We start from the raw sequence: 15,002 nt of genomic DNA, 5'->3' as shown, positions 1-15,002 counted from the left end.
AGCTCGCTTGGAATTGGGGGTTGGGGTAGTGCATCGTCTCTTATATGAGGAGATGCCTGCAAACCACCCCCTTTATGGCAAACACGCTCGAATTTGGGCAAACGAAGGGATGCTGATTTCCTTTGATTGGCTTGATCAACGCTGCTTGTGTTCTCCACGAATTCCCTTCGTGACTTCTCCCGAAGAGTGGTGTGGCGCCCAACTGTTTGACGCGGCTTGTTTGACTCTGGATTTGTTAGAACGGGCCAATGGAGTTGACGCTGATCTCAAAGATGCTAGTGCGTGGAATGTCATCTTTGACGGATGTAAGCCGGTTTTTTGCGATCTGACATCGCTGGAGCCTATGCGGACCCATGCCTGGTGGGCGGCAGGACAGTTTGTTCGACACTTCATTTCACCACTTTGGTTAGCGCGCACAACTGGTATGGAATCGCGCGACGTGTTTAGGATGTTTCGCGAGGGCGCGCAGCCAGAGTTTGTTCGAGAGACATTGGGTTGGCGGAGGTTTTTATCACGCTGCTGGCCATTAGTGGTTGACGGGAACTCTCAATCCGCTGATTCTGGTCAATTAGGTCCCGCGCATGTTCGAACACCGATTTATCGTCGACGCCTGATTACGTCTCTGCGCTGGATGCTCGATAGCGTACGGCCTTTATCGAAATGCTCAACACTTTGGAGTCGATACACGTCGGATCGAAATCATTACAGTGCGATCGCATTGAAGGAAAAGCGTGAGCAGGTGGCACAATGGCTTGTTCGTCTATGCCCCTCTTGGAGCCTGGATTTGGGGTGTAATTCAGGAGAGTTTTCGCAATTAGCACTGGACGTAGGGTCAAAAGTGATTGCTCTCGATGGGGATCACGACGCAGTGCAATCCATGTACCTTCAGCGTAGGAATAACCTAGCGCTTTTTCCGGTATTGGCAAGGTTAGATGACATACATTCGGGGCGTGGCTGGGGGGGGGAAGAGCATCCTGGGCTTATGCAGCGTCTGCAATCTTGCGCAGACGTTGTGTTGATGCTCGCCCTTTTGCACCATCTGGCTGTTTCCGCCGCGGTAAGCTTGGAAAATGTGGCGCACTTTGCGGCAGCGTGCTCTCGACGTTGGTTAATCGTAGAATGGTTGGCCCCTACAGACTCGCAACTCCTGCAACTTTGCGCGCAACGGTGCAGGAATGCGGACGACTTTAGTCTTGACAAACAAAGGCAAGCTTTTTTGAGCGCGGGCTTCAAATTGCAGGAGGAGATAAGCCTTTCTGGTGGGCATCGGATTCTGGCGTTGTTGGAGAAGTGCAATTGAAGGTGGCGGACAGAGAACTGCTTTGGGACATTTCTGCTGGAAGTGCCGCTGTAGTGGCTTTGTTTGCTCCAACTTTGCTCGGGAAGTTCTATCACGGGATCTATGACTTCACCTTTAACGATCTCTTTCTATTTGTTTATTTTATCGCATCCGGGCTTGTGCTCGCTGTTATGCGTTGGGTTGAGCTAGGCCAAGTCTACGTTTTCGCTCGGCGCTGGTTGTGGGTGAGTCTAATAATCGGCCTTTGGTGTGGCTACGAGGGGGTTGTGGTCCAGGAGTTTGGTGTGGCTACGACTGCGATAGCGTTTCTGACGCTGTTTTTTTTTGGATTGTGGGCTAATTATGCTGCTTCGGCCACGCTCTGGGGGAAATTGCGTGGCTTGGTGGGAATATTACCCTCTTTGATCGTAGCATCTACTTTGATCTTCGGGTACATCTTTGCAGAACCCGTTGTATGGCTACCCACTGGGGGATCAAAGTATTCAAGAAAGACCGCAATGGTGGTCTTGTTGTTGGACGAGTTAAACGCCCAGGCCAGTCAAGGACTGCAAAGGGTGTTGGTTTCCCACGGATTGACAGTAAGCTATAAGCCCGTGACGCCGGCGTACAACTCAACCGCTGAAGTGGTACCCGTACTTTTCGCTGACAAGGATTTTCGGAAAGCACGCGCTTGTGGTCTATCGCGCATTTGTGCTCAAACGGCAGTGCTTGATTTTTCAAAAATAGAGGTTCGTAGAAATGATGTAGATGTAGTGGGTTTTTTTCAACCATATTGTGCAATTCAGGGCCTGCGTTATTGCAAGCGATCTGTAGTTGCACCTAGGGCAATATTTGATGGTGATCGATGGGCTTGTGCTGCGGTACGACTATCCGGGGTGCAGATCGAACCGACGGGGCGTCGCTGTCAGGAGCGCTCTCATGAAGCATGGCAAGAACTTAGAGACCAAGTTCTTGCCAGCTTGTGGCGTGCGCCAACGCTTCTCGATGGTGGGGTATTGTTCGCTCACTTGCCTTTGCCTCATCCTCCTGCACAAGGGACGGGTAGCATCGCAGAACAATACTCTCGAAACTTACAGCTGACAGAAAATATACTCTCTGACCTATTGGATCAATTCGAAAAAAACGAAGTTGAGCCTCAGATCATTATATTTTCTGACCATCCCCTCAGGCAGGCTATGTGGTGTGCCAGAGAATCGGCTCAATTTGACTCACCGTGCGTAATATCCGCTGCTCTGACGGATGATCAAGTGCCTCTTATTGTGGCCTCCAGATCTTCCATGCCAAGAATTGAAGAAGTAGAATCAAACAGAGAGGTTTTTGATGTATTGAGGCAATGGCTTAGTGAGTGATCTTCTCAAGTTTCTGACGTCCTCCCGGAAAGCCGAAGCGGCGAGAAGTAGAGATTTCTGGCAAATTTGAAACCCTAACGGGCAGGAGATTTGTCATGAAGAGAAGTGGTCCCGCGAAATAGGTCAGGCGGTTAAGTGAAATCTCTGCTCCAATGTGCGATGGAAATCGCCGAACCAGGAGTAGAAGCAATGAGAAGACCCCGCCGTAACCACACAGCCGCCTTCAAAGCCAAAGTGGCAATCGCAGCCCTCAAAGGCGATGAGACCTTAGCCGCGTTAGCGGAGAAGTTCGATGTTCATGCGAACCAAATAACCCAATGGAAGACGCAACTCCTGGAAAACGCCTCTGGCGTTTTTTCCAGCGTTGCTGAGAAGCAGTCTGCCGGACCGGACCTGAAAGACCTCCATGCAAAAATTGGCCAGCAGGCGCTGGAGATCGATTTTTTGGCCGGCGCGCTCGGTCGCATCGGCGATGCGAGCGCAAAGAAATGATCGACAGGAATCATAAATTGCCGGTGGTGAGGCAAGTACAACTTCTCGATTTATCGCGGTCGTCGGTGTATTACCAGGCACAGCCGATACCGCAGGATGAACTTCGACTGATGCGAAGAATGGACGAACTTCATTTGGAGCATCCCTTTGCCGGTGCTCGCATGCTGCGCGATATGCTCAAGCTCGAAGGCGTAGAAATCGGCCGCAAGCATGTCGGTACGCTGATGAAGAAGATGGGCATTGAAGCCATCTACCGCAAGGCCAACACCAGCCGGCGTAACCAAGCGCACCGCATCTACCCCTACCGCTTGCGTGGCCTCTCCATTGATCGCCCAAACCAGTTCTGGGCGATGGATACAACCTATGTTCCGATGCAGCGAGGCTTTGTGTATCTCTCTGCCGTGCTGGATTGGGCTACCCGCCGCGTCTTGGCCTGGCGGCTGTCCAATACGCTCACCGCAGCCCCTTGCGTCGAGGCTTTGGAAGAGGCGATCCTGAAATACGGACCACCAGAAATCATGAACACGGATCAGGGAAGTCAGTTCACCAGCTCAGCCTTCATCAGCGTGCTCGAACAGAACGGCATTGCGATCAGCATGGATGGCAAGGGCTACTGGCGTGACAATGTCTTCGTCGAGCGCCTCTGGAAATCAGTGAAATACGAAGAGGTCTATTTGCACGGCTATGACACCGTTTCGATCGCCAGGCAGGCTTTGAACAGATATTTTGACTTTTACAACCGTCGTCGTCCGCATTCAACGCTTGACGGAAACACTCCCGACACGGCTTACTTCAACCTCAGCAAGCCGCCGCTCGCCGCGGCGGCTTAAAACCCGGCAGAGATATCACTTAAGAAAACCGGAATTCTGTCCAACTGAACGGGGCCACTTCTATAACAAGATCAAGGTCATCAAGCGTTCCGCCTACGGATTCCGTGACTCCGCCTATTTCTTTCTGAAGATCAAGGCTGCTTTCCCCGGCAAGGCGCGATGAACCAAAAAAAAGCCCAACCGTCGCCGGTTGGGCTTTGAATTTTGTGGTGGAGAGGATGAGGATCGAACTCACGACCTCCGCATTGCGAACGCGGCGCTCTCCCAGCTGAGCTACCCCCCCACGTCGAGCGCGCATTCTACGAAATTCATCACTGCGCGTCAAATGCTAATTGGCTTTACAGAGCCCCTCGAACGAAAAAGGCTTGCACGCGGCAAGCCCTTTCCGGCTCTGCAAATCAAACTTATTTCTTCTTCTTGCCCTTGGCGGCGGCAACGGCGGCCTTGAACGTGGCGCCAGCGCTGAACTTCGGCACGGTGGTTGCCGGGATCTTGATCTTTTCGCCCGTCTTCGGGTTCTTGCCTTCGCGAGCGGCACGAGCCGATGCCTTGAAGGAGCCGAAGCCGACGAGGCTTACGCCGTCACCCTTGGCAACAGCCTGAACGATGGCTTCGACGACGGCGTCAAGCGCCTTGCCGGAAGCAACCTTCGAGAGTTCGGTTTTTGCTGCAATGGCATCGATCAATTCAGACTTGTTCATGGTATCTCCTGTTGGTGATTGTTGAGAGCCGGTCTGGTACTCGGCGAAGATTCTTACATTTCATATGCAAGCTGTGAAGAGGGTTGGCGCGGGTTTTCGCGAAGAATTTGGCGATTTTGTTGTTTTTTTCGCTATCGCCCCCCCGGAATGCGCTTCATAAGCGGTTTCAGAAAGCGTCCGGTGTGGCTGGCGCCAATCTTGCTAATGGCTTGCGGGGTTCCCGTCGCCAGGATTTTTCCCCCGCCGTGCCCGCCTTCAGGACCGAGATCGACGATCCAGTCGGCGGTCTTGATGACGTCGAGGTTATGCTCGATGACGACGACGGTGTTGCCGTGATCGGCCAGTCGGTGCAGGACCGCGAGCAGAAGTTCAATGTCCTGGAAATGCAGTCCGGTGGTCGGCTCGTCAAGAATGTAGAGCGTGCGGCCGGTGTCGCGCTTGGAGAGTTCGAGGGCAAGCTTGACACGCTGGGCTTCACCGCCGGAGAGCGTCGTCGCGCTCTGGCCGAGCGTGATGTAGGAGAGACCGACGTCGACCAGCGTTTGCAGCTTGCGTGCGACAACCGGCACCGCGTCGAAGAATTCGCGCGCCTGCTCGACGGTCATTTGCAGGATGTCGTGGATGTTCTTGCCTTTGTAGCGGATTTCCAGCGTCTCCCGGTTGTAGCGATGGCCGTGACAGACGTCGCAGGCGACGTAGATATCGGGCAGGAAGTGCATTTCGACCTTGATGACGCCGTCACCCTGGCAGGCCTCGCAACGCCCGCCCTTGACGTTGAACGAGAAGCGGCCGGGGCCGTAGCCGCGCGTACGGGATTCCGGCACGCCGGCGAAGAGTTCACGGATCGGCGTCAGCAGCCCCGTGTAGGTGGCCGGGTTTGAACGCGGCGTGCGTCCGATCGGCGATTGGTCGACGTTGATGACCTTGTCGAAGTGGTCGAGGCCGGTGATCTGGTCGTGCTCGGCCGGTTCCGCCGTCGAGCCGTAAAGATGTCGGGCGGCTGCGGCGTAGAGGGTGTCGTTGATTAGCGTCGATTTGCCCGAACCGGAAACGCCGGTAATGCAGGTCAGCAGGCCGACCGGCAATTCGAGCGTGACGTTCTTGAGGTTGTTGCCGCGGGCGCCGATGATCCGGAGCTGCCGTTCGGGGTCGGCGGGCCGGGGTGCACCGGGCGCTTCGATGCGGCGGCGGCCGGAGAGGTAGTCGCCGGTGACCGAGGCCGGGTTGTCCATCACTTCCTGCGGTGTGCCTTCGGCGATGATGCTGCCGCCATGGACGCCGGCACCCGGCCCGATGTCGACGACATAATCTGCGCTGCGGATGGCGTCTTCGTCGTGTTCGACGACGATGACGGTGTTGCCGAGGTTGCGCAGGTGGTGCAGCGTTTCAAGCAGGCGGTGGTTGTCGCGTTGGTGCAGTCCGATCGAGGGTTCATCGAGGACGTACATGACGCCGGTCAATCCGGAGCCGATCTGCGACGCCAGCCGGATACGTTGCGCCTCGCCGCCGGAGAGCGTTTCGGCCGAACGGTCGAGCGAGAGGTAGTCGAGGCCGACGTTGATCAGGAACTGCAGACGGCTGACGATTTCCTTGAGCACTTTCTCGGCGACCTGCGCGCGGTTGCCGCTGAGCTTGAGTCCGAGGAAGTAGTCGCGTGTTCCGCCGAGCGGCAGGCGGTTGATTTCGTGCAGCGTCAGGGCACCTTCGCCACTGCCGATGCGCACATGGCGCGCTTCTTCGCGCAGGCGGGCGCCGTCGCAACTCGGACAGGTCTTGTTGCTGATCAGTTTGGAGAGTTCCTCGCGTACGGCGACCGAATCGGTTTCCTTGTAGCGGCGTTCGAGGTTGGGGACGATGCCTTCGAAAATATGGTCGCGGTCGAAGCGCGTGCCTTTTTCGTTGAGATAACGGAAGCGGATGACCTCGTGTCCGGAGCCGTAGAGGACGATGTCGCGGATCCGCTCGGGCAGGGTGTCGAATGGGCAGTCGATGTCTAAGTCGTAGTGGTCGGCGAGCGAGGTCAGCAACTGGAAGTAGAACTGGTTGCGCTTATCCCAGCCACGGATGGCGCCGGCGGCCAGCGAAAGTTCGGGCTGGGTGACGATGCGCTTGGGATCGAAGAACTGGATGACGCCGAGACCGTCGCACTTCGGGCAGGCGCCCATCGGGTTGTTGAACGAGAAGATGCGCGGTTCGAGTTCCTGCAGCGAGTAGGCGCAGACCGGGCAGGCGAATTTGGCCGAGAACAAGTGTTCCTTGCCGCTGTCCATTTCGAGCGCGATGGCGCGGCCGTCGGCGTGGCGCAGCGCTGTCTCGAACGATTCGGCGAGTCGCTGGCGCATGTCGTCTCGGATCTTGAGGCGGTCGACGACGACATCGATCGTATGTTTCTGCGTCTTGGCGAGCTTCGGCAGCGCGTCGATCTCGTAGATGGCGCCGTCCACGCGCAGGCGGGCGAAGCCCTGGGCGCGCAGGTCGGCGAAGAGGTCGAGTTGTTCGCCCTTGCGGTTGGCGACGACCGGCGCCAGGATCATCAGCTTGGTTTCGGCCGGCAGCGCGAGGACATGATCGACCATTTGCGAGACCGTCTGCGCGTCGAGCGGCAGGCCGTGTTCGGGGCAGAACGGCGTCCCGGCGCGGGCGAAGAGCAGGCGCAGGTAGTCATGGATTTCGGTGACGGTGCCGACGGTCGAGCGCGGGTTGTGGCTGGTTGCCTTCTGTTCGATCGAGATGGCCGGCGACAGACCTTCGATCAGGTCGACGTCGGGCTTGTCCATCATTTGCAGGAACTGGCGCGCGTAGGCCGAGAGCGATTCGACGTAACGGCGCTGGCCTTCGGCGTAGAGCGTGTCGAAGGCCAGCGAGGATTTGCCCGATCCGGACAAGCCGGTGATGACGATCAGTCGGTTGCGCGGCAGGTCGAGGTTGAGGTTCTTGAGATTGTGCGTGCGTGCGCCGCGGATGCGAATTTCCTGGAGTCCGTCCATGAGATGCCTGGTGCAATGAGGTGTGTCTGGTTCAACCGGCCCGGGCGTCGTTGCATTCGTGCCGGGCGCAAAGGAAAAACCGCTTAATATACGCACTTCCGACAGCGCGAACCAATCGGCGTTCCGCTGTGTCAATGTCTCCTTTCGATTTTTCGATTTCTTTCCGACGGATGCGTTCCTTGTCTCACGATCCCATGACGCCGTCAGAGCGTCGCGCTGGCCTCGGGCTGGCCTCGGTCTTCGCCTTGCGCATGCTCGGCATGTTCCTGATCCTGCCGGTTTTCGCCGTGGCGGCGCAGCAACTGCCGGGTGGCGACAATTACACGCTGATCGGCATCGCGTTCGGCGCCTATGGGCTGACGCAGGCGGTGTTCCAGATTCCTTTCGGCGTCGCGTCCGATCGCTACGGGCGTAAACCGGTGATCGTTTTCGGCTTGCTGCTCTTTGCCGCCGGATGCCTGGTTGCGGCGCAGGCCGAGGATCTGTACTGGATGATCGCCGGACGGATACTGCAGGGCGCCGGTGCGATTTCGGCGGCGGTGACGGCGCTGGCCGCCGACCTGACGCGTGACGAGCATCGGACCAAAGTCATGGCGATGATCGGTTCTTCGATCGGGCTGGTGTTCGCCGGTTCTCTCGTTCTGGCGCCGCTGATGTACGCCGCGGTCGGTCTGCATGGCATTTTTCTGCTCACCGGCATCCTGTCGCTGGCGGCGATCGCTGTCGTTGCCTGGGTCGTGCCGGCTGCGCCGGCCCGCCCGGCGGTGCCCGAGGCGAGGAATTTGCGCGTGTTGCTCGATCCGCAACTGCTGCGGCTGAACGTTGGCATTTTCTCCCTGCACCTGATGCAGATGGCGATGTTCATGGTCATTCCGGCCGCGCTCAAGCAGGCGGCCGCGCTGCCGCTGGCCGAGCACTGGAAAGTCTATTTGCCGGCCGTGCTGCTGTCGTTCGCCTTCATGGTCCCGGCGGTGATCCGGGCAGAACGCCACGGCAAGATCAAGCCGGTGTTCATCGGCGCCATTGGACTGCTGCTGGCGACCGAAGTGGGCTTCATTTTCGGTCGCGATCATGGCTGGGTGCTGGCGGGCTTGATCCTGTCGTTTTTCGTCGCCTTCAATATTCTCGAGGCGACGCTGCCGTCGCTGGTCTCGCGGATTGCGCCGGCGGGGCAGCGGGGCCTGGCGCTCGGCGTGTATAACACCACCCAGGCGATCGGGCTGTTCGTCGGCGGAGGTGTCGGCGGTTGGTTGCTGCAGCATTTCGGTGGCGATGCGGTTTTCTCCGCCTGCGCCGTGCTGGCAGCGGCGTGGCTGTGGCTGGCGAGGGGCTTGGTGCCGCCGCCTTCACGCAGACAAGCGGCGGCCTGAATCTTTCCCTTATAATCCGGGTTTTCAGCTAACCCCTTTCGTTTTATTGGAGACAGCATGGCCTCGGTCAACAAAGTGATTCTCGTCGGTAATCTCGGGCGCGACCCGGAATCTCGGTATGGTGCCGATGGCAGCGCCATCGTCAATGTGTCCCTGGCGACGACCGATAGCTGGCGCGACAAGTCGAGCGGGGAGCGCAAGGAGGCGACTGAGTGGCACCGTCTGGTGTTCTTCGGCAAGCTCGCCGAAATCGCCGGCCAGTATCTGAAGAAGGGGTCGCAGGTCTATGTCGAGGGCCGGCTGCGTTCGCGCAAGTGGCAGGACAAGGACGGCCAGGAGCGCCAGACGACGGAGATCGTCGTCGAGGAAATGAAGATGCTCGGCGGCCGTCAGGGCATGGGCGAACCGTCGTCGTCCTACGGCGGCGGCGAACCGGCCGCGCCGGCTCCGTCCTACGGCGGTGCGAAGCCGGTGGCGGCCAAGAAGGCGAGCTTCGACGACATGGATGACGATATCCCGTTCTGATATACGCCGAAGTCATTACGACAAAAAACCCGGACAGGTGTTTCACTTGTCCGGGTTTTTCCTTGTGGGGGACCAGCGCGGTCGATGGCCGTCGCCGGTCGGCCGTTCGCGGCGGACCTATTCGCTGTCGTAGCCCATCAGTCGGTTGGCAATAATATGGCGAGCAACCGCTTCCGGCACGTCGTTTTCCCAGCTGCCGCGGCCATGGCGCAGGTTGGTCAACACTTCGGCCGCATCGATGTGCATGTGACGGTCGTCGAGCGGAATCAGCGCCAGCATCTTGTCATTTTCCTTGAGATGCGCGAGCAGGTGCCGCAGCTTGCGCGGAACCTCGACATTGTCGAGCGTGATCTGTGCCGCTGCTTCGGTGCCGCGCGGCCGCGACGGGTAAACATAGACGTAGGTGTTGTCCGGGAAGAGTTTGCCGAATGCCTCGAGAATGCCGCCTTCCAGGCCTTCGTAGTACTTCTCGTCGAACAGGTAGTGAAAGTCGCGCACCGACAGCACGATGCCGATGGGTTTTTGCGTATAGCGCCGCAGGTAATCACGCAGGCGGAAATAGCGCAGGTAGTCGGAGATCATGACCGTGTAGCCCTGCGAGGCGAGTAGGTCGATGCGCGCGAGAAAGTCGGCGTCATCGACGTTGTCATTGCGGATCAGCGAGTTCATCGTCACTTCGGCGAGCGAGACGATCTGGTTGGCGTCGACGGCGGCGAGCTGGCTGAACTGCTTGAGGCCGGAGGCCATCATGTCGATGTTGACGTTGGTGACCGGCTTGAAATGTCCGCGCATCACCATGACCGGCTTGCGATAGAAGAGCGCGCCGGGCACGACGACTTCGCCGGCAGGATTGAAGACGACCGCCCGTGTCAGCTTGCTGCGCACGAGGTGAAGGTTCATCAACCGGTTTTCGACTTCCTCGAAATACGTTCCGGAGAAATGAATCGAGTCGACTTCGATACGCTCCGGTCCGAGCCCATCGGCGAGCGACTCGACGATCCAGTCCGGCTTCTGGTGCAGGAAGAAGGCGCCGTGGATCAGGTTGACGCCGAGGATGCCGAGCGCTTCGGATTGCTGCGCGTTCTCGTGGTCGAGCATGCGCACGTGCAGGATGACGTCGCTCGGTTCGGCGCCAGGATGCAGTTGCAGGCGGACCCCGACCCAGCCATGGCATTCGTTCGTCTGCTTGAAGCTGCGCGCGGTGACCGTTGCGGCATAAGCGAAGAAGGTGGTGTTCTTCGGCCGTACGTCGCTGAGGCGTGTGACGACTTGAGTGAACTCCTTGTCGAGCATCTGCAGGAGTCGTTCGCGGCTGACATAGCGGTCGACCTGGCCATAGATGTCGTCGCTGACCGCCATGTCATAGGCCGACATGGTCTTGGCGATGGTGCCGGCGGCAGCGCCGACCTGGAAGAAACGACGCGCCACTTCCTGTCCCGCACCAATCTCGACGATGGTGCCGTACTTGTATTTGTCGAGGTTGACGGCGAGGGCTTTTTGATCAGTGGTGAGTGCGGCGTTGCGTTCTTGCATGTGGGTGTCCTGTGGTGAAAATGGGGGCGTTCGGCGACATTGCATCGGCAATCATGCCGTACAGCTAACGTCGCCAGGACCGAATTTATCAAAAAATCGATTTCCCATGAGCATAGTATGGGTGTCGCGACGCGTGCGTTTGATTCTCATGTCATTGACGGCAACGCACCGGTCGCTCGCCGGCGGTGTTTGCCGATGACAGCCGTTGTTGCTAGAGTGCCGTATCGCCTCTGGTTTTTGGGACGACAGACGCACGAATCGGGCATTAATTATTGGGCATTAATGCAAGGATGGGCTCCGACCATTTCATGAAACGCCTTTATCCGAAATTTCTCTTCAAGATCGGCGCCGTGGCTTTTGTCAGCCTGGCCGCGATTTTTGCGGTTGCCTATTACGAATTGGGGCGGAGTAAAGACAGCGTCATTCACGAGGCTGAACTCCGGTCGGAAGTCCAGGCGCAGGTCTTCGCCGAATTTTCCTATTCCGCCTTCAAGCGTGTCGACGAACTGGCGCTCGATTTGCGCAGCTACTGGACCGGCGACTGGCAATCCTTTGCCGAACTCGTGCAGCGGCGGCAGGACATCATCGGTGACATTTCCTTCCAGGTGGCGGTGATCGATCGGGACGGATTCGTCGCCTTTTCCAATCTCGCCAAACCGACCGACCGCACCGACCTGAGCCAGCGCGAGCATTTCCGCGTGCATCGCGACAATCCGGAAACAGACCGGCTGTTCATCAGCAAGCCGCTCCAGGGCAAGGTGTCGGGAAAGTGGTCGATTCAATTCACGCGACCGGTGTTCCGTAACGGCGTTTTTGATGGCGTCATCGTTCTGTCGGTGAGTCCGGACTTGTTCGCCGGCTTTGCCAGGAAATTGAAGCTCTCCGGTGCCAGTGTCATGGCGATGGTGCGCGATTCGGGCGAGTTCATGGCACGATTTCCCTCTGCTGAGGAATATTTCGGCAAGGTGCTGCACAACAGCCCTTATCTAAGCCCCGACGCGGCCATTTCCGGAACCTTCCGGCAGGTGGCGGCGACCGACGGAGTCGAGCGCGTGTATGGCTATGTCCGCCTGCCTGCGTATGGCATGAATTTCGTGGTTGGCGAGAGCCTTGGCGAAGTGCTGGCGGATTATCACGCGCACCGGCGCGACGTCGTCGGGGTGGCGCTGGCGGTCAGTGCGGCGGTCATTATTTTGTTCCTCTTGCTGTTGCGGTCGCTGGTCCGGTTGGAAGAGGTTCGGCGCCAGCTCCAGGTTTCCAAGGATCTGGCGGAAGCGGCCAATCATGCGAAAAGCGCGTTTCTTGCCGCCATGTCGCATGAGATTCGCACGCCGATGAACGGCATTATCGGCATGTCGCAACTTCTGCTCGAGGGCGATCTCGCGCCGACCTTGCGCAAGTATGCCCAAGTGCTCGCCAACAGCGCCCAGTTACTGCTGACGATCATCAACGATATCCTCGATTTTTCCAAGATCGAGGCGGGCAAGCTGGAGATCGAGACGCTCGATTTCGATTTGCGTCTCCTGATCGAGGATCTGGTCGCTTTTTACACGGTGCGTGCGGGTGAAAAAAATATCGCCTTCCGGCAGGAGATCGTCGGCGATTTACCGCGTTGCCTGCGCGGCGATCCGCATCGGCTACGCCAGATTCTCAATAACTTCCTGGGCAACGCGTTCAAGTTCACGAGCAGCGGCGAGGTCGTTCTGGCCGTGTCGCTCGAAAGTACCTCGACCGACGGCGTCGTGCTGCGGTTTGCGGTGAAAGATACCGGCGTCGGGATTGCGCGCGAGGCGCAGTCGCGGCTGTTCGCGCCGTTTGCCCAGGCCGATGCTTCGACGACACGGACCTTCGGCGGGACGGGGCTGGGGCTGGCGATCAGCAAGCAACTGGCGGAGATGATGGGCGGAACGGTGGGGTTCAGCAGCGTCGAGGGGCAAGGGGCGACGTTCTGGGTCGAGCTTCCTTTGCTGGTCGTACCCGAAACGCTCGATGTTGCGCCGGCAACCGAGAAAAGCGCGACGGGCGACGTCGAGGCCAAGCCGTACCGGGTCTTGCTGGTCGAGGACAATAGCGTCAATCAACTCGTCGCCAAAGGCTTGCTCCGGCGCCTGGGGGTCGTCAATGTCGCGACGGCGGTCAATGGACAGGAGGCGCTTGAGCGAGCCGCGATGGAGAACTTCGACCTGATTCTCATGGATTGCCAGATGCCGGTCATGGATGGCTACGAAGCGACGTCTCGACTGCGGGCGCGTCACTGTACCGTGCCGGTCATCGCCATGACCGCCAATGCCGTCACCGGCGATCGCGAACGTTGCCTTGCGGCCGGGATGAACGATTACATTTCGAAACCCATCTCGGCCAACGTGCTCGAGCGTGTGCTCGACCAATGGCTGTCGCCGGCGTTTGGCAAGCCTGCCCCGGATCGTCCGGATCCCGTCTGATACCGGTCAGGGCGTGCGTTTTCGCGACGCTTGCATTTGTTGCGGGAAGTAGTATCATTTTTATCATTTCCTGCATTAATGCCGGAATTTTCCCTGTAGTCGGTTCCTGCGGGTTCGGAGGTGGCCATGAGAATTCTTCTCGTCGATGACTCTCGCTCAGCCTCGACGATCTTTTCGGCGCGTCTGGCAAATTTTGGGCATGAGGTGTCATGTGCCGAAAATGGTGCCGTGGCCGTCGAGAAATTCAAGGCACTGGCGCCGGACCTGGTGCTGATGGACATCGAGATGCCGGTCATGGACGGATTCGCCGCGACGCATCAGATCCGGCTGTTCGAGGCGTCGCAGGCATGGGCGTGGACGCCGATCGTCTTTCTGACGTCGGTGGCGACGACCGAGAATTTCGTGACGTCCGTCGATGCCGGCGGCGACGATTTGCTGCCCAAGACTGTCGATGACGGCGTATTGCGCACCAAGCTGTTGGCCGTCGATCGGGTGGCCCGCTTGCGGCAGCGTCTTCATGTCGCGAATCGCCAGATGGAGGAGGATATCCAGGCGAGAAAGCTGGCCGAGGCGGAATTGTCGCGGCGCTGCATCGAATTGAGCGAGTTGAACGCGGCCCTGTCAGCCATGCAGACGCAACTGATCCAGTCGGAGAAACTCGCGTCGATCGGTCAGCTGGCGGCTGGGGTGGCGCACGAGATCAATACGCCGATCGGTTTCGTGCTCTCCAATCTCGGGTCGCTGCGCAAGTATCTTGACGACCTGTCGGCGGGGCTCGCGGCTTACGAAGAGATCGTCGCTCCGCTGGCCGGGGAAACCGCCGCCGCCTTGCGTGCGGTACGGCAGCGCTTCGATCTCGAGTACATTCGCGAGGACGCCCCCAGCCTGATTGACGAGTCCTGCGACGGGATTCGCCGTGTCGCGCGCATCGTGCAAGGTTTGCGCGACTTCGCCGAACTCGACAGCCGGGAGGCTTGGCAGCCCTTCGATCTCAACGCGGGGATCGACATGGCGCTCAAGCGTCTCGGCGAGGAGATGCCGGTGGCGGCGGAGGTCGTCAAGGAGTTCGGGGCGCTGCCGCCGATCGAGTGCCTGCCGGAGCAGATCATCGAGGTATTCCGCCATGTTTTGAAGAACGCCGTGCAGGCGATCGGCGATCGGCCGGGCGGGCGAATCCGCATCCGTACGGCCGTGGTCGATGCGGGTCAGGTTCGCGTCGAGATTGCCGATAATGGTATAGGAATGTCGCCGGAAACGATCGGCAAGGTCTTCGATCCCTTTTTTACGACGCAGCCGGTCGGCAGCGGGGCTGGGCTCGGATTGGCCCTGTCGTACGGGATCGTCAAGAATCACGGCGGGCGTATCGAGGTCGAGAGCGTGTTGAAGCAAGGGGCATGCTTCCGGTTGGTATTACCAGTGAGCGCGCTCAGGCAGGATGAACCCTTGCCTGGCGGTGCTGTCGGATAGGGAAAGG

General features: G+C 58.7%; 10 protein-coding genes, 1 tRNA gene and 1 pseudogene. 8 read left to right on the top strand and 4 right to left on the bottom strand.

Annotated features, from left to right (window positions below):
- Positions 1 to 109: 109 nt before the first annotated feature.
- The 4 genes and pseudogenes from BLR25_RS20970 to BLR25_RS21935 all read left to right on the top strand — a co-directional run.
- Complete coding sequence (locus tag BLR25_RS20970; protein ID WP_176785825.1) at positions 110 to 1,300, top strand: hypothetical protein; 1,191 nt, start codon at positions 110 to 112, stop codon at positions 1,298 to 1,300.
- Entirely contained in the window at positions 1,297 to 2,649 is a 1,353-nt protein-coding gene (locus BLR25_RS20965) for a DMT family transporter (RefSeq protein WP_143009814.1), read from the top strand. The genes BLR25_RS20970 and BLR25_RS20965 overlap by 4 nt, the downstream gene beginning before the upstream one ends.
- Before the next feature lie 189 nt (positions 2,650 to 2,838).
- Positions 2,839 to 3,971 (top strand): IS3 family transposase gene (locus tag BLR25_RS09740; protein WP_425438689.1). Its coding sequence is split into 2 segments (ribosomal slippage): positions 2,839 to 3,097 and positions 3,097 to 3,971, totalling 1,134 coding nucleotides; the frame shifts between segments, so codons are not numbered across the junction.
- 64 nt (positions 3,972 to 4,035) lie between these two features.
- A pseudogene (locus BLR25_RS21935) lies at positions 4,036 to 4,134 on the top strand (transposase); the annotation flags it as partial.
- 44 nt (positions 4,135 to 4,178) lie between these two features.
- Here the strand turns inward: BLR25_RS21935 and BLR25_RS09730 are convergent.
- The 3 genes from BLR25_RS09730 to uvrA all read right to left on the bottom strand — a co-directional run bounded on the left by BLR25_RS09730 (position 4,179) and on the right by uvrA (position 7,659).
- A tRNA-Ala gene (locus tag BLR25_RS09730) sits at positions 4,179 to 4,254 on the bottom strand.
- Positions 4,255 to 4,375: 121 nt separating this feature from the next.
- Positions 4,376 to 4,672 (bottom strand): HU family DNA-binding protein, encoded by a 297-nt coding sequence (locus tag BLR25_RS09725; RefSeq protein ID WP_091937060.1) that lies wholly within the window; start codon positions 4,670 to 4,672, stop codon positions 4,376 to 4,378.
- Positions 4,673 to 4,803: 131 nt separating this feature from the next.
- Positions 4,804 to 7,659 (bottom strand): excinuclease ABC subunit UvrA, encoded by a 2,856-nt coding sequence (gene uvrA / locus BLR25_RS09720; protein WP_091937058.1) that lies wholly within the window; start codon positions 7,657 to 7,659, stop codon positions 4,804 to 4,806.
- A gap of 170 nt (positions 7,660 to 7,829) precedes the next feature.
- Between uvrA and BLR25_RS09715 the strand changes: the two genes are divergently transcribed.
- A complete protein-coding gene (locus BLR25_RS09715; RefSeq protein WP_245715520.1) occupies positions 7,830 to 9,029 on the top strand; it encodes an MFS transporter in 1,200 nt (399 codons plus the stop codon).
- Positions 9,030 to 9,086: 57 nt separating this feature from the next.
- The gene (ssb, locus tag BLR25_RS09710) at positions 9,087 to 9,554 is read left to right on the top strand and encodes a single-stranded DNA-binding protein (protein ID WP_091937054.1); all 468 of its coding nucleotides are present in this window, start codon (positions 9,087 to 9,089) and stop codon (positions 9,552 to 9,554) included.
- Between the two features lie 117 nt (positions 9,555 to 9,671).
- Here ssb and BLR25_RS09705 read toward each other — a convergent pair whose 3' ends face one another.
- Positions 9,672 to 11,087 carry a nicotinate-nucleotide adenylyltransferase gene (locus BLR25_RS09705; protein ID WP_091937052.1) on the bottom strand — a complete coding sequence of 472 codons (1,416 nt, stop codon included), beginning with the start codon at positions 11,085 to 11,087 and terminating at the stop codon, positions 9,672 to 9,674.
- A 308-nt stretch (positions 11,088 to 11,395) separates the two neighbouring features.
- Between BLR25_RS09705 and BLR25_RS09700 the strand changes: the two genes are divergently transcribed.
- Together BLR25_RS09700 and BLR25_RS09695 are read left to right on the top strand one after the other, a co-directional pair.
- A complete protein-coding gene (locus BLR25_RS09700) occupies positions 11,396 to 13,528 on the top strand; it encodes a hybrid sensor histidine kinase/response regulator (RefSeq protein ID WP_176785824.1) in 2,133 nt (710 codons plus the stop codon).
- A gap of 126 nt (positions 13,529 to 13,654) precedes the next feature.
- Positions 13,655 to 14,995: an ATP-binding protein gene (locus BLR25_RS09695; protein ID WP_091937048.1), complete on the top strand. Its 1,341-nt coding sequence runs from the start codon at positions 13,655 to 13,657 to the stop codon at positions 14,993 to 14,995.
- The last annotated feature ends 7 nt before the right edge of the window (positions 14,996 to 15,002 follow it).

This window comes from Propionivibrio dicarboxylicus, assembly GCF_900099695.1.
GTDB classification, from domain to species: domain Bacteria; phylum Pseudomonadota; class Gammaproteobacteria; order Burkholderiales; family Rhodocyclaceae; genus Propionivibrio; species Propionivibrio dicarboxylicus.
This window is presented reverse-complemented; position numbering and strand designations above follow the sequence as displayed.

Bases quoted from the DNA above. Each gene is read 5' to 3' on its own strand.
- BLR25_RS09695 (WP_091937048.1), top strand. From the start codon at position 13,655: ATGAGAATTCTTCTCGTCGATGACTCTCGCTCAGCCTCGACGATCTTT.
- BLR25_RS09705 (WP_091937052.1), bottom strand. From the start codon at position 11,087: ATGCAAGAACGCAACGCCGCACTCACCACTGATCAAAAAGCCCTCGCC.
- uvrA (WP_091937058.1), bottom strand. From the start codon at position 7,659: ATGGACGGACTCCAGGAAATTCGCATCCGCGGCGCACGCACGCACAAT.
- BLR25_RS09700 (WP_176785824.1), top strand. From the start codon at position 11,396: ATGAAACGCCTTTATCCGAAATTTCTCTTCAAGATCGGCGCCGTGGCT.
- BLR25_RS09715 (WP_245715520.1), top strand. From the start codon at position 7,830: ATGCGTTCCTTGTCTCACGATCCCATGACGCCGTCAGAGCGTCGCGCT.
- BLR25_RS20970 (WP_176785825.1), top strand. From the start codon at position 110: ATGCTGATTTCCTTTGATTGGCTTGATCAACGCTGCTTGTGTTCTCCA.
- ssb (WP_091937054.1), top strand. From the start codon at position 9,087: ATGGCCTCGGTCAACAAAGTGATTCTCGTCGGTAATCTCGGGCGCGAC.
- BLR25_RS09725 (WP_091937060.1), bottom strand. From the start codon at position 4,672: ATGAACAAGTCTGAATTGATCGATGCCATTGCAGCAAAAACCGAACTC.